Source organism: Paraburkholderia sp. 2C (assembly GCF_054589215.1).
Genome location: NZ_BAAILL010000068.1, coordinates 35,048 through 54,263, shown reverse-complemented (window position 1 = coordinate 54,263; position 19,216 = coordinate 35,048). Strand labels below are relative to the sequence as shown.

Genomic DNA, 19,216 nt, shown 5'->3' with positions numbered 1-19,216 from the left:
GCCGCGGCGATCCGTCACACCGTCTCATAGTCGACGTAACTGTTCTCGCGGCAAAAGCTGACAAGCCGTATCCCCGCTTCCCGTGCAATCGAAATCGCCAGCGACGACGGCGCCGAGATCGTCGCGACCATCGGCACGCCGACGCGCGCCGCTTTGCGCACGAGCTCGTAGCTCGCGCGGCTCGACAGAAACACGAAACCGTCCTTCGTATCGGCGCGATCGAGCACGAGCTGACCGATCAGCTTATCGAGCGCGTTGTGACGGCCGACGTCTTCGAACGCATGGCGGATCGCGCCGCTCGCATCGCACCACGCGGCCGCGTGCAGCCCGCCGGTGAGCCGCGTCAAAGCCTGATGCGCGGGCAGTTCGCGCGCCGCACGCGCAATTGCGTCGGGCGCAAGGCGCTGCAGGAAGCCGGTATCGGGCACGCGCTCCGGCTGCAGATCGAGCAGATCGATGCTCTCGATCCCGCACACGCCGCAGCCGCTCCGGCCCGCCAGCGCGCGACGCTTTTCCTTCAGCGCGACGAAGGCCTGCTGCACGACGGTCAATTGCACCTCCGCATACGGCAGCTTGCTGTCGGCATTGCCGTTTTCATGCAGTTCGACCTCGATGTCCTGAATGTCGGCGTTGCGGTCGACAATCCCTTCGGACACCGCAAAGCCGACCGCGAACGCTTCGAGATCGCGCGGCGTGCACATCATCACCGCGTGCGAAATGCCGTTGAAGACGAGCGCAACCGGCCACTCCTGGCCGACATGGTCGTCGACGGTTTCGATCGCGCTGCCGCGATGCCGGCGCACCGGCTGCCCGATCGTGCCGGGCTGCCCGGCGGTTTCCAGTGGATTCAAGCGTTGCTCCTCGTGGCCCATCGTATGCCATGCGTGGCCTGTGACTGGCTTGTCGCCAATAAGGTTCTAAAATACCTCAAGCCGGCGTTGGCTGCGCAGGCCGCCATCCGTCACATCCGGCCCCCACTTCCGAGGATTCGCCATGGGACTGAACGAAGCGCCTCTGCTCTTTGACTTCGAAGTCGAGTCTTCGGAGAACCTGACCTTCATACCGATGTGCGTGCGCTTCAATCTCGATCGTTTCGGGCTGCGCATTTCGCTGTCGCAATGGCAGATGCTGCCGCACGAAGACCGCGCGTTGCTCGCGCGCTTTCCGGTCGAGGACGACGCCGCGATCGAGCCGAATTTCGATCATGCGCTCTTCGAAATGATGCGCACGCACGCGAACGTCGAACCGGACTGGTTCACGCCCGAAGATGCCCCCGCCTGGCGCAATACCGGGGCGGTGCCCGACGGCGTCGTGCATCAGGCAAACGTTGCACAGCTCGCCGCGCCGAGCGCCGACCAGTGGTCGCGCCTGGAGCCGTTCAAGCGCTACGTGCTGGCCAAACTGTCGCGCAAGCCGGAAGGGAACCACGATTTCGTGCCCGCGATGAAGGAATTCGGCCTCGCGCGCTGAATTCGTCGCATTTTTCTGCTTTTTTGCTGCTCCACCCTCAACCTGTTCCGAACCTTGCCGTTATCCAAGGGTTGGCGCGGAAAGGTGCCATATCATGCGTGACGCCGGGTGCTGTATCGTAGCGTCCGGCTGCCCGCAGGAACTGATCGATCGATATTGGCCGATGCGCTGCCCGCAGGACGAACGACCTTCGGAACCCATGAATTCAATTCTCTCGAAGCGGCTCCTGATCAATCTTGCGATCGTCACCGCGGCGGTCGGCGCGAACGCTTTTATCGCGTACACGCAGATTTGCGCGCAGCGCGACGTCGACGCGCGCACGATCCGTTCGACGGGCATCCGGCAGAACCTCGATGCGTATCGCGCGCAGATCGAAGACAGCCTCGCGCTGCTCGGGCATTACCAGACAGCCGGTGTGGCGGTGCCGGCCGATGCGGCCGGCAAGATGAGCACATCGACGGCACGGCTCGAAGAGACGCTGCGCACGCAGCTCGCCGACGATCCGTCGATGTTCGCGATGTTCGGCACGCTCACCGCCGACAGCGGCGTGTTGAAGAAGAGCATCGCGGATGCGTTATCGCGCGCGCAAAACGATGCGTCGGCCGACGGCGAAGCCGGTTCGCGCGCATGGGCCGCGACCGCGTACACGCGCCTCGGTATGGACGTCGACCGGCTCGAGTCGGGCCTCGCCGCGTTGCGCCGGCGAGAAGACATCGCGCTCGAAACGAGGCTCGCCGAATCGACGCGCGACACGCAGCGCGCGACGCTGCTGCTCGTCTTCACGATGCTGGCCGGCAGCGCATTGCTGATCTACACGTTCGGCTCGCGCGAAACGAAGGAGCGCGAACGGTTGCGTGTCGCGCGGGCGCTGCGGCGCCACGACGAGCGCTTTCGCGGCCTGTTCGACGAGCATCCGGTGCCGATGTATATCTTCGATCGCGAGTCGTTGCGCTTTCTCGCGGTGAACGCGGCCGCGGTCCATCAATACGGCTATTCGGAAGAAGAGTTTCTCGAAATGACGATCCGCGCGATCCGCCCGTCGAGCGAGATCACGCGCCTCGAATCGCACCTGCAGCGCAGCGAAGCCGCGCCGCGCACGGGCCGCACGGTCGCCGGCATCTGGCATCACCGGCGCAAGGACGGCTCGATCATCAACGCGGACATCTCGTATCACCCGCTCACCTTCATGAGCCGCTCCGCGATGTTCGTGCTCGCCGCCGACGTGACCGATCAGATCAACGCGGAGGCTGAGGCGCAGCGCTCGAACCAGATGCTCGAGACGGTGATCGACAACATCCCGCAGCGCGTGTTCTGGAAGGATCGCGAATCCCGCTATCTGGGCTGCAACATGGCGTTTGCGCGCGACGCGGGACTTGCCTATCCCGAACAGGTGGTCGGCAAGACCGACGACGATCTGCCGTGGCGCGACTTCGCCGACGACGTGCGCCGGCACGACGCCGAAGTGGTCGTGTCGGGCGTGCCGAAGATGAACTACGAGTTCGATATGATCGTCGATGGCGAATTCCGCACGACGATCACGAGCAAGCTGCCGTTCACCGACAGCGACGGCCGCGTGATCGGCGTGCTCGGTTCGTACACCGACATCACGCAACGCAAGCGCGCCGATCTCGCGCTGCGGCTGCAGAGCCGCGCGCTCGACGCGAGCGTGAACGCGATTCTGATCACGGGGCCCGCCGAAGGCGGCAATGTGATCGAGTACGTGAATCCGGCGTTCAAGCGGATCACCGGCTACGACCCGGCCGAAGTGATCGGCCAGGATTGCCGCCTCCTGCAGCGCGACGACCGCGACCAGGAAGGCATCGCGGCGATCCGTCAGGCGCTCGCGGCGAACCGCGAAGTGAGCGCGGTGCTGCGCAACTATCGCAAGGACGGCGCGCTGTTCTGGAATCAGCTGTATGTCGCGCCGGTACCGAATCCCGATGGTGAAACGACGCACCATATCGGCGTGATCAACGATGTGACCGCGCTGATCCGCTACCAGGAGCAGCTCGAATATCAGGCGAACTACGATGGCCTGACGCGCCTGCCGAACCGCAATCTGCTGCGCGACCGGCTGCAGCATGCGCTCGTCGTCGCGCAAAGGCATCAGAACGGCGTGGCCGTCGTGTTTATCGATCTCGACGGCTTCAAGAACGTCAACGATAGCCTCGGGCACAGCGTCGGCGACCGGCTGCTTGCCGTGGTCGCGGACCGGCTCGCGCGCTGTGCGCGCGCCACCGATACGGTCGCGCGACATGGCGGCGACGAATTCGTCGTCGTGCTGTCCGATACGTCCGATGAGCAGTCGCTGATCGCGTGGATGGAGCGCGTGCGCGCGAGCATTTCGGAGCCGGTGTGGCTCGACGGCACCGAGCTGTACGTGGGCTGCAGCATGGGCGCGAGCCTGTTCCCGCAGGACGGCGAGGACGCCGAAACGCTGATGAAGAAGGCCGACCTCGCGATGTACCGTGCGAAGGATATGGGTCGCAACACGTTCCAGTTCTATCAGCCGGAGATGAACGCGAGCGCGGGCGCGCGCATGAATCTCGAGCGCCGGCTGCGCCGCGCGTTGCGCGACAACGAATTCCTGCTGCACTACCAGCCGCAGGTCGATATCAACAGCGGGCAGATCGTCGGTGTCGAGGCGCTCGTGCGCTGGCGCGATCCGGAAGTCGGCCTCGTGCCGCCGTCGTCGTTTATTCCGGTCGCCGAAGAAAGCGGCCTGATCGGGCCGCTCTCGGAATGGGTGCTGCGCGAAGCGTGCCGGCAGAACAAGGCCTGGCAGGACGAAGGTTTGCCGCCCGCGCGGGTTTCGGTGAATCTGTCGGCGCGCCACTTCCAGCAGCGCAATGTCGCGAAACTCGTCAAGCAGGTGCTCGCGGAAACCGGCCTCGAGCCGCAATACCTCGAGCTCGAACTGACCGAGAGCACGATCATGCGCAATGCCGAAGAAGCGGTGACGATGCTGAACGAACTGCACGCGCTTGGCATCGGACTCGCGATCGACGACTTCGGCACCGGCTATTCGAGCCTGAGCTACCTGAAGCGCTTCCCGGTCGACCGGCTGAAGATCGACCGCTCGTTTGTATCCGACATCGGCGTATCGAACGACGACGAGACCATCACATCGGCAATCATCGCGCTCGCGCATTCGCTGAAGATGCAGGTGATCGCGGAAGGCGTCGAGACGTCCGCGCAGCTCGATTTCCTGAAAGAGCGCGCGTGCGACGAGATGCAAGGGTTTTTCTTCGCGAAGCCGCTGCCGCGCGATGCGATTCCGGGCATGCTGCAACAGGGCGCTGGCGCCGCGCCCGTTAGCGCGTAGCGGGTGCGGGGTTGGTACGGGGTTGGTGCGTGGTTGGTGCGTAGTGAGCGCGTAGCGGTTAGTCGAGCGGCGGCAATGCGCGCGGCCGGCGGTCGCTATCGGTTGCGACATAGGTCAGGGTTGCTTCGGTAACCTTCACCACTTCCTGCGCGATGCTCATCCGCTGCGCGTACACCTCGACCGAAACCGTGACCGACGTGTTGCCGGTTTTCACGATGTCCGCATAAAAACTCAGCAGATCGCCGACGAACACCGGCTGTTTGAACACGAACGAGTTGACCGCGATCGTCGCGACGCGTCCGTTCGCGCGCCGGCTTGCCGGAATCGAACCGGCGAGGTCGACCTGCGCCATGATCCAGCCGCCGAACACGTCGCCGTGGACGTTCGCGTCGGAGGGCTGCGGCATCACGCGCAATGCGCAGGACTTCTGCGGGAGCTGGTTCGGATCGGTCATCGGGAATCCATCGGAAGAGCGAGCCGGCATCGGGAATCCACGCGCAGCGAGGCAAGCCGGCTTCTGCGACAATACAGGGATCACGAATTGTACGGGAAAGCGCACACCCGGGTCAGGCGTGCCGTGCGAACGGCGCACTGCGCGGCTAACACTAGCCGGTTCATCGGCAAACGGCCATTCGTCGCGCGCTTCTCATTGCGCATTTTCGTTGCTTTTCCCGTTGTATTTTCCCCCCATAAAACGATGCGCCGTCTCGCCCCACTCCGAGAGCCCGCGCCGATCTCGAACCAGCCGCGTAACGACTGGCAGACGATCGTGTCGCTGCTGCCTTACCTCGCCACCTACAAGTGGCGCGTGGCGTTCGCGCTTAGCTGTCTGATCGGTGCGAAGGTCGCGAACCTCGGCGTGCCGATCGTCATGAAGCGCATCGTCGACAGCCTCGCGTCGGTCCAGCATCTGACCGCGCTCGGGCGTGCCGACCACGCGCCGGGCGTCGTGCTGCTAAGCGGCGTGGGTCTGCTCGTGGTTGCGTATGCCGTGGTGCGGCTCTCGACGTCGCTCTTCACGGAGCTGCGCGAAATCCTCTTTTCGAAGGTCACCGAAAGCGCGGTGCGGCAGCTCGCGCTGAAGGTGTTCCGCCATCTGCATGCGCTGTCGCTGCGGTTCCATCTCGAACGGCAGACGGGCGGCATGTCGCGCGATATCGAGCGCGGCACGCGCGGCATCACGCAGCTCATTTCGTATTCGCTGTACAGCATCCTGCCGACGCTCGTCGAAGTCGGCCTCGTGCTCGGATTCTTCGTCGTGAAATACGAGGCGTACTACGCGGTCGTCACGCTGATCGCGCTGGCCGCGTACATCACGTACACGGTGAAAGTGACCGAATGGCGCACGCACCTGCGACGCTCGATGAACGAACTCGACTCGCGCGCGAATTCACGCGCCATCGATTCGTTGCTGAACTTCGAGACCGTCAAGTATTTCGGCAACGAAGAATGGGAAGCGCGGCGCTACGACGAAAACCTCAGGCACTATCGCGCGGCCGCGATCAAGTCGCAGAATTCGCTGTCCGCGCTCAATTTCGGACAGCAGGCGATTATCGGCACCGGGCTCGTGTTCATTCTGTGGCGCGCGACGCAAGGCGTGATGGCGGGGCGGCTTACGCTCGGCGACCTCGTGCTGATCAACACGTTCATGCTGCAGCTGTATATTCCGCTCAATTTTCTCGGCGTCGTGTATCGCGAGCTGAAGCAGAGCCTGACCGACATGGACCGCATGTTCACGCTGCTCGGTGCGCCGCGCGAAGTGGCCGATGTGCCGCAGGCGCCGGCGCTCGCGGTGAGCGGCGCGGAAGTGCGCTTTAGCGGTGTCCATTTCGGCTACGAGGCCGCGCGGCCGATCCTGCACGACGTGAGCTTCACGATTCCAGCCGGCACGACGACAGCCGTGGTCGGCCACAGCGGCTCGGGCAAATCGACGCTCGCGCGGCTGCTGTTCCGCTTCTACGATCTCGACCGCGCGAGCGGCGGTTCGATCACAATCGACGGCCAGGACATTCGCGACGTCACGCAGGACTCGCTGCGCGCGGCGATCGGCATCGTGCCGCAGGACACCGTGCTCTTCAACGACACGATTTACTACAACATCGCGTATGGCCGGCCCGAGGCGAGCCGCGACGAAGTCATTGCGGCCGCGCGGGCGGCGCACATTCACGATTTCATCGACAGCCTGCCGCGCGCCTACGACACGCCGGTCGGCGAACGCGGGCTCAAGCTGTCGGGCGGCGAGAAGCAGCGCGTCGCGATCGCGCGCACGCTGCTGAAGAATCCGCCGGTGCTGCTATTCGACGAAGCGACGTCGGCGCTCGACTCGCGCTCCGAACGCGCGATCCAGCACGAGCTCGACCAGATCGCGCGCGAGCGCACCACCCTCATCATCGCGCACCGGCTGTCGACGGTCGTCCACGCGCAGCAGATTATCGTGATGGACCGCGGACGCATCGTCGAGCGCGGCACGTATTCGGAGCTGATCCGGATGGGTGGGCTGTTTGCGCAGATGTGGGCGCTGCAACAGCAGCGCGCGGAACAGGCGAAAGAGGTTGATGCGCAAGACGCCGCGGATGCCGCCGAGCACGTGAGCGACGACCGGGTTGCGCGGTAGGCCGCACCTCGGTTCTTGCCGCGGCTTGCACCTCGGTTCGAACCGCAGTTTGCCCCGCGGTTCGCCCCGCAGTTTGCCCCGCAGTTCGCCCCACAGTTCGCAAGATAATCGCGCTATTCGAGTCGATCCGCGCCGGCTACGCGGAGCCCGCGCCCCGCAACGCCCGATCGAGCGCCTGCAACTGCGCGGGCGTGCCGACATTCTCCCAGCGCCCTTCATACAGTTCGCCGCTTGCGCGGCCTTGCGCGATCGTCTCGCGATAGTAGGGCGTGAGCGCGCGCCGCGTGCCGCGCGGCAGATCGCGAAACATCCGCGTGTCGTACAACGCGATGCTGCCGAACGTCAGGCGCGGCGCGCCATCGAGCGACAGCGCACCGTCACGCAGCACGAAGTCGCCGGTCGGATGAAACGCCGGGTTCGGCACCATCACGAGATGCATGCCGGGCTCCGGTTGCTTTGCGAGACGAGCGGCATGGGCGTGCAGCATCGCGTAGTCGAAGTCGGCGTAGACATCGCCGGCCACACCGACGAACACCTCCGCGCGGCCCGCGTGTTCGAGCAAAGGCAGCGCCTGTGCGATCCCGCCGGCTGTTTCGAGCGCCTCGCCTTCGGCCGAATAGCGCAGTTGCACGCCCCAGCGCGAGCCGTCACCCAGTACGGCTTCGATCCGCTCGCCCAGCCACGCATGGTTGATCACGATCTTACGCAGGCCCGCGGCCGCCAGCCGTTCGATCTGCCAGACGATCAGCGGTTTGCCGCCCGCTTCGAGCAGCGGCTTCGGGCAGGTGTCCGTCAACGGACGCATCCGTTCGCCACGGCCCGCCGCGAAGATCATCGCCGTGGTCAACGTCGGTTGGGTGGCCGGTGTTGTCATCGGTCAGGTCAGAACGTGTAGCCGACTTCGTTCGCGCGGCCTTCGAGGTCGTCGAGCAGCTTTGCAAACGGCGCGAGCGGCGCGTAGCGCTGCGCGACCTTGCGCGCGTAGTCGATAAAGCGCGGCAGGTCTTTCAGATAGTGCGGCTTGCTGTCGCGATAGTTGATCCGGCAGAACAGGCCGAGCACCTTGATATGCCGTTGCAGGCCCATCCATTCGAGTTGCCGGTAGAACTCGCCGAAGTCCGCGTCGACGGGCAAGCCCGCTTTTTTCGCGTGCTCCCAGTAGTACGCGAAGCAGTCGAGCTCGAAGGCCTCGTCCCAGCTCAGGAACGCGTCCCGCAGCAATGACGCGACGTCGTAGGTGATCGGCCCGTACACCGCGTCCTGGAAGTCGAGCACACCCGGGTTCGGACTCGCGATCATCAGGTTGCGCGGCATGAAATCGCGCAGCATGTACACGTGCGGCTGCGCACTGGCGCTCGCGACGAGCAGCGCAAACGTGCGATCGAGCACGCCGCGTGTGGCGGCGTCGACTTCGCGGCCCAGATGACGCGTGATGAACCATTCGGGCATCAGCTCCATTTCGCGGCGCATGAATGCTTCGTCGAACGGCGGCAATTCGCCTTCGCGTGAACTGAGCTGCCAGCGGATCAGCGTGTCGATCGCGTCGCGCATGAGCCCGCGCGCGTTGCCTTGGTTGAGCGCGGTCAGATACGGCTCGGTGCCGAGATCGGTGACGAGCATGAACCCGGCGTCGAAATCCACTTCGAGTACGCGTGGCACGTGCACGCCGGCCGCTTCGAGCAAGCGCGCCACCTGTACGAACTCGCGGCATTTCTCGGGCGGCGGGGCGTCGACGGCGATGACCGTGGTCGCGGCTGCCACGCCGCCCACATTCGCCGCCGCGCTCGCGCCAAGCCGGAAATACCGGCGAAAGCTCGCGTCAGCGGAGGCGGGAGCGAGCGTGCCGAGGTCGAGACCGTAGCGTCCGGCGTGGCTGCGAAGCCAGGCGGTCAGCCGTTCGAGGCGGGCGGAATGGGTGCTAACGGTGGAAGAGGAGGCGGGCGCGGGGCTCGGCGTCATGAAAATCGGGGCTGAAAACGGGATAGAGAACGTCTTGCCATATAATACCCCACGACTTTTTTGACGCGGCTCGCGCCAGCCTTCGCATAACTCGTTTGACCGCCCGCCTCACCGCTGGAATAGATCGAACAATTTGCGCAACGCACTCCACCGGTCGCCGGGGGCGCTTGTGCAGGCGGTAACTGTGACTGCATGAGCTGATGGTGGGGCCGATTCGCCAAACGAATACATGCCGCCTAGAAAGCATTTCCCTTACCTATCTTCTTGCGACGGCTTGCCGCGCACGAGGCGGCTCGTCGCGGCACTCGTTGCCGTGCCCGGTCTCTTTCCTGCGCTTTCGCACGCCCAGCTCGCGGGCGAGGCGGCGCAGGCGCAGCCGCTCGGCAACTCGCCATGGGACCTACGGCTGTCCCCGCAACTCGAAGACCGGACCGTGCCGACCGGCGAGCGCGCCGCGACCTTCGTACTCGGCGATTCGACCACCGGCACCGCCGATCGCGACATGGCGGCGAAAGGTTCGGCCGAAGTGCGTCAGGCCAATTCGATCATCAAGGGCGACGCGCTGCACTACGATCAGGATACCGACATGGCCGACGCGTACGGCCATGTGCGTGTCTTCGGCAGCGGCGCGCTGTTCGTCGGCCCCGAGGCGCACCTGAAAGTCGAGTCGAATGAAGGTTTCATGACCGCGCCGAAGTATCGCTTCACGATGACGGGCGGTTCGGGCAGCGCGGAACGTGTCGATCTGCTCGATAACGAGCGCTCGGTGTTTTCGCACGCAACCTACACGGCATGCTCGTGCGAGAGCGACCCGGCGTGGTACATCAAGGGCACCGAGTTCGATTTCGATACCGGCGCCGAGGAAGGCGTCGCGCACAACGGCGTGCTGTTTTTTCAGGGCGTGCCGATCTTCGCGAGCCCGTGGATGTCGTTCCCGCTGTCGGGCGATCGCAGGAGCGGTTTGCTGCCGCCGACGTTCTCGGTGAGTTCGAACAACGGCTTCGAGCTGTCGCTGCCGTATTACTTCAACATCGCGCCGAACCGCGATCTGACGATCACGCCGCGGATCATCTCGCGGCGCGGCGTGCTGACGGACGTCAACTACCGGTACCTGTCGCCCACGTATAGCGGGTCGTTCACGGGCCAGTTCCTGCCCGACGACGCAATCACGAAGACGAACCGCTACGCGCTGTATATCCAGCACAACCAGAACTTCGGCAACGGATTCGGCGGCTACGTCTACTACAACAAGGTATCGGACAACACGTATCCGGAGGATCTGGCGTCGTCGACGAACCAGTTCCTCAACGGCACGCAGCTGCTGTACCAGCAGGAAGCCGGCCTCACGTACAACAACGGTCCGTGGTCCGTGCTCGCGCGCGAGCAGCACTGGCAGACGCTGCAGGGTTCGACGCCGCCGTATGGCCGCGAGCCGGAGCTGAAGGTCACGTACACGAAGTTCAACGTCGACGGCTTCGACTACGGCGCGACGGCCGACTACTCGCGCTTCCGCATCACGGCCGACAACATGACCGAAGGCGACCGCGTCGTCTTCGATCCGTACCTCGCGTACTCGGTCGTCGGGCCCGGCTACTTCGTCACGCCGAAGGTGCAATGGCACTTCGCGTCGTACAACCTGAGCAACCTCGGCACGAATTCGGTCGCGGGGCAGCCGAAGAATTTCACCGAATCGATTCCGACGTTCTCGTTCGATACGGGGCTCATCTTCGACCGGTCGGTGCGGATCTTCGGCACCGACTATATCCAGACGCTCGAGCCGCGGCTGTATTACGTGTACACGCCGTTCCGCAATCAGAACGACGCGCCGCTCTTCGATACGGCCGATTCCGACTTCGGCCTCGCCGAAATTTTCCAGCCGAACACATTCGTCGGCGAAGACCGTATCGCCGACGCGAACCGCGTGACCGCGGCGCTGACGACGCGCTTCATCAACGCGGCGACCGGCGACGAACGCGCGCGTTTCGTGATCGCGCAGCAGTACTACTTCACGGATCAGCGCGTGACGCTGCTGCCGGGCCAGTCGGAAACCACGGCGCGCCATTCGGACCTGATCGCCGGTGCGTCGTTCAAGCTCGGCTATGGTTTCGCGCAGGAAACCGCGTTCCAATATAATGCCGACAACAATCAACTGGTGAAGTCGAGCATCGGCTTCGGGTTCAGTCCCGAAACCGGCAAGGTGATCAACCTCGGCTATCGTTACACGCGCGCCAACACGACGCTCGAAAACCAGCCGATCAACCAGATCCTGATCTCGGGGCAATGGCCGCTGACGCACCGCGTGTTCGCGGTGGGCCGCGTCAATTACGACCTGCAAGGCCACCGGCTCGTCGACGGCCTCCTCGGCATGCAGTACGACGCCGATTGCTGGACGCTCGGCGTCGGCGTGCAGAAGTACGCGAACGGCGTCAACACGCAGGGCCTCGCAACGTCCGCAACGCGTTTCCTCGCGCAGTTGACGTTGAAGGGCCTGTCGAGCGTCGACAACGGCCTCGTGTCCGCGTTCCGTACGAGCGTCGCTGGCTATTCGCCGCCGCCGCCGCCACCGCCGCCCGAATCGCGGTTCAACAATTTTGAATGACCGGTTTTGCGCGCTTATAAAATACGACGATACGGGCGATCATGTCATGGGCGGATAATGCCCGCGGCACCGAAGCCCGACATCATTTGGAGTATCTGTGGGAATCATGAAAAAGCTTCGTTCGGCATCGTTCGCGACCGGGTTCGCGGCTGCCGTGTTCTTTATGCTGGTGGGCCCCGCGCACGCGCAGGCGCTCGATAGCGGCAGCGGCCAGACGGTCGATACGATTGCTGCTGTGGTCAACAATGGCGTGATTACGCAGCGCGAGCTCGATGAGCGCACGGGTCTCATCACGCGCCGTCTGAACCAGCAGCACGCGCCGATTCCGCCCGCGGATCAGCTGCGCCAGCAGGTGCTGAACCAGATGGTGCTCGAACGTATCCAGCTGCAGAAGGCGCGCGAGGACAACATCACCGTCGACGACGCCACCGTGCAGCGCACGCTCGAGCGTCTCGCGCAGGCGAACAACATGACGCTCGCCGTGTACCGCTCGCGCATCGAGGCCGAAGGCGTGCCCTGGGCGACGTTCAGCGGCGACGCGAAGACCGAGCTGATTCTGCAGCGGCTGCGCGAAAAGGAAGTGGACAGCAAGATCACGGTGTCGGACGCGGAAGTCGCGAACTACATCGCCAGCCAGCGCGGACCGAGCTCGGGCAGCACAAGCGATCTGCGCTTCGAGCATATCTTCCTGAACGCACCGCTGAACGCGTCGCAAACCGATATCGAAGCCGCGCAGAAGAAAGCTGACGATCTGCTGAAGCAGGCAACGAGCGGCAGCGGCGATGATTTCGAAAAGCTTGCAAAGTCGAACTCGCAGGCACCGGACGCGAAGAAGGGCGGCGACATGGGCTTTTTGCCGCCGTCGAAGCTGCCGCCCGAATTCGTCACGGCGGCTTCGACGCTGCGTGCGGGCCAGGTGAACCCGTCGGTCATCCGCACGAGCGACGGCTTCGAGATCGTGCGGCTCGTCGACCGCCGCTCGGGCGGGCAGACCATGACCGGCGATTCGGCACGGCTCGTGCAAACGCACGTGCGTCATATTCTGCTGCGCGTCGGCGACGGTCAGTCGGAGCCGCAGGCACGCGAGAAGCTGCTCGAGATCAAGAAGGAAATCCAGGATGGCAGCGGCGACTTCGACAAGTTCGCGCGCACCTATTCGCAGGATGGCTCCGCGTCGCAGGGCGGCGACCTCGGTTGGGTCAGTCCCGGCGAGACGGTGCCTGAATTCGAGCGCGCGATGAATAACCTGCAGGACGGCCAGATCAGCGATCCGGTGCGCACCGAATATGGTTACCACCTGATCCAGGTGCTGGGTCGCCGCGAAGCCGAAGGCTCGGTCGCGCAGCAGATGGACCTCGCGCGCCAGGCGATCGGCCAGCGCAAGGCGGAGCAGGCTTACGCGGACTGGCTGCGCGAACTGCGCGATACGGCGTATGTCGACTACAAGTCCGCGCCCGGCAGTTCGTTGCAGTAACTCATTGCCATCACGGAAGTCATGACGACCGACACCTCGCCTGCTGCATCCGCTTCGCCGCGTTCCGCGTCGCTGAACATCGCGATCACGACCGGCGAGCCGGCAGGCGTGGGTCCCGAGTTGACCGCGCAGGCACTGGCGGCAGCCGGCGCGCACTGGCCCGACGCGCACTTCACGGTGCTCGGCGACGCAGCGCTGCTCGCCGAGCGCGCGCAGGCGGTCGGCGTCGACTGGAATGCGTTGCAAGGGCGGCGCGTCGAGGTGCTGCATCACGCGCTTGGCGTGCCGTCGCGGGCCGGCAAACTCGACGCGGCAAACGGCCGCTATGTGCTGGCGCTGCTCGATGCCGCGATCGACGGCGCCGTGGCCGGCCGGTTCGATGCGATCGTCACCGCGCCGCTGCAAAAGAGCACGATCAACGACGCCGGCGTGCCGTTCACCGGCCACACCGAATATCTGGCCGAGCGCACGCACACGCCGCACGTCGTGATGATGCTCGCCGGCACGGGCCAGCGTCCGCTGCGCGTTGCGCTCGCGACCACGCATCTGCCGTTGAAGGATGTCGCGGCGGCGCTCACCATCGACGGTATCGTCGATACGCTGCGTATCATCAGTCACGACTTGCGCCATCATTTCGGCCTGCCTGCGCCGCGCATTCTCGTCACCGGCCTCAATCCGCATGCGGGCGAGAACGGCTACCTCGGCCGCGAGGAAATCGACGTGATTACGCCGGCGCTCGCGCAGGCGAACGCGCAGGGCATCGATGCGCGCGGTCCGTATCCGGCCGATACGCTGTTTCAGCCGCGCTATCTGACCGAAGCCGACTGCGTGCTCGCGATGTTCCACGACCAGGGCCTTCCCGTGCTGAAGTACGCGACCTTCGGCGAGGGCATCAACGTCACGCTCGGTCTGCCGATCATCCGCACGTCTGTCGATCACGGCACCGCACTCGATCTGGCCGGCACGGGCCGCGCCGACGCCGGCAGCCTGATCGCCGCGATCGATACCGCGGTGTCGATGGCGCGCCATCGGCGCGGCGCCTGATTGCCGGCCGCACTTTTCTATTCCGATTTCGATGTCATCGACGAGACCGCATCCCAGCCGGCAACACCAGGGCCATTTCGCGCGCAAGCGGTTCGGGCAAAACTTCCTCGTCGATCTCGGCATCATCGATTCGATCGTCGATCTGATTCGCCCGCAACGCGGCGAGCGCATGGTCGAAATCGGGCCGGGCCTCGGCGCCTTGACCGAGCCGCTGATCGAACGGCTCGCCACGCCCGAATCGCCGTTGCATGCGGTCGAACTCGACCGCGATCTGATCGCGCGGCTCAAGGAGAAATTCGGCGAGCGTCTTCAGTTGCATGAAGGCGATGCGCTGGCATTCGATTTCAGCACGCTGGCGGCGCGTGGTGTTTCAACCGATACGGCAAGCGATGCGCGCGAACGCAAGCCGTCGCTGCGCATCGTCGGCAATCTGCCGTACAACATCTCGAGCCCGCTGCTGTTTCATCTCACGACCTTCGCGCGCGATGTGATCGACCAGCACTTCATGCTGCAGGACGAAGTGGTCGAGCGGATGGTGGCCGAGCCGGGCAGCAAGGCGTTCGGCCGTCTGTCGGTCATGCTGCAGTACCGGTATGTGATCGACAAGCTGCTCGATGTGCCGCCCGAATCGTTTCAGCCGCCGCCGAAGGTCAATTCGGCAATCGTGCGGATGATCCCCTACGCGCCGCACGAATTGCCCGACGTCGACGAAACGGCGCTCGGCGAAGTCGTGACCGCTGCGTTCTCGCAGCGACGCAAGATGCTGCGCAATACGCTGTCCGCGTATCGCGACGCAGTCGATTTCGATGCGCTCGGCTTCGATCTCGCACGGCGCGCCGAAGACGTGCCGGTCGACGAGTATGTGCGCGTCGCTCAGGCGTTATCGGCTTCGCGCGGCTAGGCGAAAATCGCCTGTTGGTTCATCTTTCTATCCTGTCCGCGTGACATCGCGGACTAAGTTGAATTCGAGGTTTTTCGGACTGGTCCTATAAGGGCGCGCGTCTGCACGTTTCTATACTTCAGCGCATTCGTTCAACTTAATTAGGATTAGAAAATGAATGCCAACCGTCCGCTGATCCGATGTGCTGTTACGCCGATTCGCACTGCCGTGTGCGAAAACTTTAACAGTCGGCCGCGCCAGCCGGCACCGCGCGCAAGGTTCGCGACCGGCATCGCTGCGATTGCGTTGGGAACCGCTGGGCTGACTGCCGCGGGCCCCTTATTCGCCAGCGCGATTACGATCAACGATACCGACAAGGCAACCGGGCAAAACTGTACGACGACGAATGCCGGCAGCGGCACATGGTCGGTCGTCGGCGGCTGCTTTGCGAATGCCGGGGTGAAGGATGCTGCGCATAATCTGGCGGAGACCGTGGTCGGCGCGTACGGTTATGTGCCGGCCAACGTGAGCTTTGCGACCGGCTTCGGCTTCAGCACACAGACGTACGCCTATTTCGGCAGCGCGGTCGGCGCGGCTGCCTATGTCGCGAGCGGCGCGCGGAACAGCGTCGCGCTCGGCACCGGCTCGGTCGCGACGGAAGCGAACACCGTGTCGCTTGGCCGTGTCGGCGACAATCCGCTGAAGGGCACTTATAGCGACGGCGGCGACGGCAATTCATCGGATACTGCCGCGCTCAATCAGAATCTGACGGGCACGCTGACGCGGCGGCTCACCAACATGTCGGCGGGTATCAACGACACCGACGCGGTCAACGTCGCCCAACTGAAGGCGGCCGGCTTGACCGTCGACACGTCCGGCAGTCCGACCAACGCATTCGTGGCGTACGACGACCTGACGCGTAGCAAGGTGACGCTTGCGGGCGGCACGGCGGGCACGACGATCACGAACGTCAAGGCGGGCGCGGTCAACCCGGGCAGCAAGGACGCGATCAACGGCGCGCAGCTCTACGGTTCGGCGAGCAGCATCGCGGCCGCGCTCGGCGGCGGCTCGGTCGTCGTTGCGGACGGCAGCGTGACGATGCCGCGGTACACGGTCGGCGGCGACACGGTCATTGGTGTCGGCGGTGCGGTCGATGCGCTCGATCAGCGGATCACGGACACGTCCGCCGCGGCTGCCGGCATTTCGGCGAAGCTCAAATACGTCAAGTTCGGCGACACAACGGCGCTGGATGCGACCGCGTCGGGAGAGAATTCGGTCGCAATCGGCGGGTACGCGCAGGCGACCGGCGACAACGCGCTGGCGATCGGCGCAAACGCGCGTGCGACAGCCGTCAGTGCGATTGCGATCGGCGCGGGATCGTCAACCAGCCAGGCCAACACATTCGCAGTGGGCTCGAATACCGCGAAGCGTCGCATCGTCAATGTCGCGGACGGCGTGAATTACAGCGACGCCGTGACGTTCGGCCAGATGAACGCGGCAATCGCGGCGGCGCTGCCGGGCGGCACCAGCACGGGCGGCAACAATGGACTGCTGCGCGGCGCGGCGCTCAGGGCGGGCGTCGATGCCGCGGGGCAAGTCGATGCGGCCGACATCATCGCTTACGACAGCTCGGCCCATGACCGTGTCACGCTCGGCGGAGCCGGCACGACGACGCGCGTGGCGCTGTCGAATCTCCAGGACGCGGATCTGAGCGCGACGAGTACCGATGCGGTCACCGGCGCGCAGCTATACGCGACGAACGAACAGCTCGCGATGCTCGGCCAGACCGTGCAGAACTACCACGCAAACGGCTCGACCGCGATTGCATCGAGCACCGTGAGCGGACCTGCTGTCGCGAGCGGCTCGAACTCGTTTGCGGCCGGCGGCGGGGCGAGCGCGACCGGCAACGATTCGACCGCGCTCGGCGACCGTGCGCAGGCGTCGGGCGCCGCTTCGGTGGCGCTCGGTTCGCAGGCGAATGCAGCGGCGAACAATTCGGTTGCGCTGGGCGCCAATGCGGTGGCGAATCGCGAGAACACCGTGTCGGTCGGCACGGCGGGCGGCGAGCGGCAAATCGTCAACGTCGCCGCGGGCGTGCAGGGTACCGATGCGGTCAACGTCAATCAACTGAATGCCACGGTCGCGAACACGAACCAGCAGATTTCCGGCTTGCAAGGGCAGATCAACAACGTCGCGAAAGGCGCGAATGCGGGCACCGCGGCGGCGATGGCGGTCGCAGGCTTGCCGCAGCCGACGCAGCCCGGCAAGACGATGGTCGCGGTTGCCGGTGCGCGCTACGGCGGCCAGTCGGGCGCCGCCTTCGGTGCGTCGTATGTGACGCAGAACAACAAGTTCGTCGTGAAGCTGTCGGGCAATACGAGCACTAACGGCAATGTCGGTGTGGTGGCGGGCGCGGGTTTCCAGTGGTGATCGCCGCGCCGCGGCGGCAGCCTTCAGCTTGAGTTGGCGAAGTCGCGATATTTACATTTTTCGCACATTCCCCCTTACGTCAGGCATCATGCTGCGGACTCCGTAGTCTGCTTTCAGTCTGCTCCGACGTTTCTCCGCCGTTCGAAACCGATTCAGGCCGCATGAGCGCGTTCCGACCGACGCGCCATACAAGGAGACGGCATGGTGAAGGCCCGAAGGGGGATCCGTTTCCTCGCGCCGTCCGCCGTACCGACGGCGCTGGCCGCGATCGCGCTCATGTTCGCGCTCGCCGCGTTGCCGGCGCACGCGCAGTCGAGCGTCACACTGTATGGAATCGTCGACGAAAGCGTTCGCTATATGACGCACACGAACAAGGCGGGCGATTCGACGGTCGGCCTCGGCAACGGCGGCATGAGCGAGAGCCGCTGGGGGCTGCGCGGCACCGAGGAGCTGGGCGGCGGCTGGTCTGCGTTCTTCCGGCTCGAAAACCGCTTCTACATCAACTCCGGACAGAGCGACACGACGCTGCCGTTTATCAACGAAGCGCAGGTTGGCGTGCAATCGTCTTCGTATGGACGGCTCATCTTCGGGCGGCAGCCGAACGTGCTGATCGAAGGCATCACGATCGGCGGCTACGGCAGCAACCCGTGGATCCCCTACGATTTCAGTTTCCAGCCGGAAGTCACGATGTCAGGCGGCATCTGGACCAGCAATCAGGTGCAGTATCAGGCGCGAAGGGACGGCCTGATGTTCGCCGCCGCGTACGCGTTCGGCGGCGTCGCAGGGCACACATCGTATGGCTCGCAGTTCGGCGCGGCCGCTGCGTATGCGCCGAAGGGCGGCCCGCTCAACCTGGGCGGCGCCTATGAGCAGACGCGCGATTCGGTGAACGGCAGCACCGCGAAGGCGTGGACGTTCGGCGGTTCGTACCTATGGGACGGTACGCGGGTTGCGCTCGGTTATATCGTCAATCGCAACGATCCGGGTTTTTCGAATTTCGCTAACGGACCGTTTACGGCGCCCGTGCTCGCCGCGCTCAAATACACCGATTTTTCGCGGCGCCGCATGATACTGGGCGGCATCACGCAGGCGCTCGGCGACGCGTGGCATCTCGCGGTCAACGTGTGGCGCACGCTGCAGGACGGCAAAACTCCCGCGCAGGACGGCTCCGCCTGGCAGTACCAGTTCGTCGCCGACTACAACCTTTCGAAGCGCACGGATGTTTATGTCGAAGCGGACTATGCGCTGTATCGTGGCGATCTGATCGGCGCGCAGCTGCAGGGCGTCAATGGTGTCGGGCTCGCGCAGAAGAGCACGCAGATCGGCCTGATGGCGGGCCTTCGGCATCTTTTTTGACGCGTAAGCGGGCGGCCCGCCCCTCAGCGAACACCCGGCTTTTTCGGTACATTTACGTCCTCGAC

At 64.7% G+C, this 19,216-nt stretch carries 13 protein-coding genes; 9 read left to right on the top strand and 4 right to left on the bottom strand.

Features of this window, described 5'->3' with window-relative positions; translation table 11 throughout:
• Positions 1–14: 14 nt before the first annotated feature.
• A complete protein-coding gene (gene fdhD, locus ACYPXD_RS31155) occupies positions 15–851 on the bottom strand; it encodes a formate dehydrogenase accessory sulfurtransferase FdhD (protein ID WP_459721123.1) in 837 nt (278 codons plus the stop codon).
• 142 nt (positions 852–993) lie between these two features.
• Here fdhD and ACYPXD_RS31150 point away from each other — a divergent pair, with 142 nt between their 5' ends.
• Positions 994–1,470: a nitrate reductase associated protein gene (locus tag ACYPXD_RS31150; protein WP_459721120.1), complete on the top strand. Its 477-nt coding sequence runs from the start codon at positions 994–996 to the stop codon at positions 1,468–1,470.
• A gap of 199 nt (positions 1,471–1,669) precedes the next feature.
• Positions 1,670–4,795, top strand: coding sequence for a sensor domain-containing protein (locus ACYPXD_RS31145; RefSeq protein ID WP_459721117.1), 3,126 nt, complete (start codon positions 1,670–1,672; stop codon positions 4,793–4,795).
• 58 nt (positions 4,796–4,853) lie between these two features.
• Here ACYPXD_RS31145 and ACYPXD_RS31140 read toward each other — a convergent pair whose 3' ends face one another.
• Positions 4,854–5,249 (bottom strand): acyl-CoA thioesterase, encoded by a 396-nt coding sequence (locus ACYPXD_RS31140; protein WP_459721114.1) that lies wholly within the window; start codon positions 5,247–5,249, stop codon positions 4,854–4,856.
• Between the two features lie 243 nt (positions 5,250–5,492).
• On the opposite strand from ACYPXD_RS31140, the gene ACYPXD_RS31135 reads away from it, so the two are divergent.
• Positions 5,493–7,409 carry an ABCB family ABC transporter ATP-binding protein/permease gene (locus ACYPXD_RS31135; RefSeq protein ID WP_459721109.1) on the top strand — a complete coding sequence of 639 codons (1,917 nt, stop codon included), beginning with the start codon at positions 5,493–5,495 and terminating at the stop codon, positions 7,407–7,409.
• Positions 7,410–7,545: 136 nt separating this feature from the next.
• Here ACYPXD_RS31135 and murU read toward each other — a convergent pair whose 3' ends face one another.
• Both murU and ACYPXD_RS31125 read right to left on the bottom strand, forming a co-directional pair.
• Complete coding sequence (murU, locus tag ACYPXD_RS31130) at positions 7,546–8,283, bottom strand: N-acetylmuramate alpha-1-phosphate uridylyltransferase MurU (RefSeq protein ID WP_459721106.1); 738 nt, start codon at positions 8,281–8,283, stop codon at positions 7,546–7,548.
• 8 nt (positions 8,284–8,291) lie between these two features.
• Positions 8,292–9,368 (bottom strand): aminoglycoside phosphotransferase family protein, encoded by a 1,077-nt coding sequence (locus tag ACYPXD_RS31125; RefSeq protein ID WP_459721103.1) that lies wholly within the window; start codon positions 9,366–9,368, stop codon positions 8,292–8,294.
• Between the two features lie 229 nt (positions 9,369–9,597).
• On the opposite strand from ACYPXD_RS31125, the gene ACYPXD_RS31120 reads away from it, so the two are divergent.
• The 6 genes from ACYPXD_RS31120 to ACYPXD_RS31095 all read left to right on the top strand — a co-directional run bounded on the left by ACYPXD_RS31120 (position 9,598) and on the right by ACYPXD_RS31095 (position 19,151).
• Positions 9,598–11,967, top strand: a complete 2,370-nt coding sequence (locus ACYPXD_RS31120) for an LPS-assembly protein LptD (protein ID WP_459721100.1) — start codon at positions 9,598–9,600, stop codon at positions 11,965–11,967.
• Between the two features lie 97 nt (positions 11,968–12,064).
• Positions 12,065–13,441: a peptidylprolyl isomerase gene (locus tag ACYPXD_RS31115; RefSeq protein ID WP_459721097.1), complete on the top strand. Its 1,377-nt coding sequence runs from the start codon at positions 12,065–12,067 to the stop codon at positions 13,439–13,441.
• A gap of 21 nt (positions 13,442–13,462) precedes the next feature.
• Positions 13,463–14,485, top strand: a complete 1,023-nt coding sequence (gene pdxA, locus ACYPXD_RS31110; protein WP_459721091.1) for a 4-hydroxythreonine-4-phosphate dehydrogenase PdxA — start codon at positions 13,463–13,465, stop codon at positions 14,483–14,485.
• Between the two features lie 31 nt (positions 14,486–14,516).
• Positions 14,517–15,386: a 16S rRNA (adenine(1518)-N(6)/adenine(1519)-N(6))-dimethyltransferase RsmA gene (gene rsmA / locus ACYPXD_RS31105; RefSeq protein WP_459721088.1), complete on the top strand. Its 870-nt coding sequence runs from the start codon at positions 14,517–14,519 to the stop codon at positions 15,384–15,386.
• A gap of 285 nt (positions 15,387–15,671) precedes the next feature.
• Positions 15,672–17,795 (top strand): YadA family autotransporter adhesin, encoded by a 2,124-nt coding sequence (locus tag ACYPXD_RS31100; RefSeq protein ID WP_459721085.1) that lies wholly within the window; start codon positions 15,672–15,674, stop codon positions 17,793–17,795.
• A gap of 201 nt (positions 17,796–17,996) precedes the next feature.
• Positions 17,997–19,151, top strand: a complete 1,155-nt coding sequence (locus ACYPXD_RS31095; RefSeq protein ID WP_459721082.1) for a porin — start codon at positions 17,997–17,999, stop codon at positions 19,149–19,151.
• Positions 19,152–19,216 lie beyond the last annotated feature (65 nt).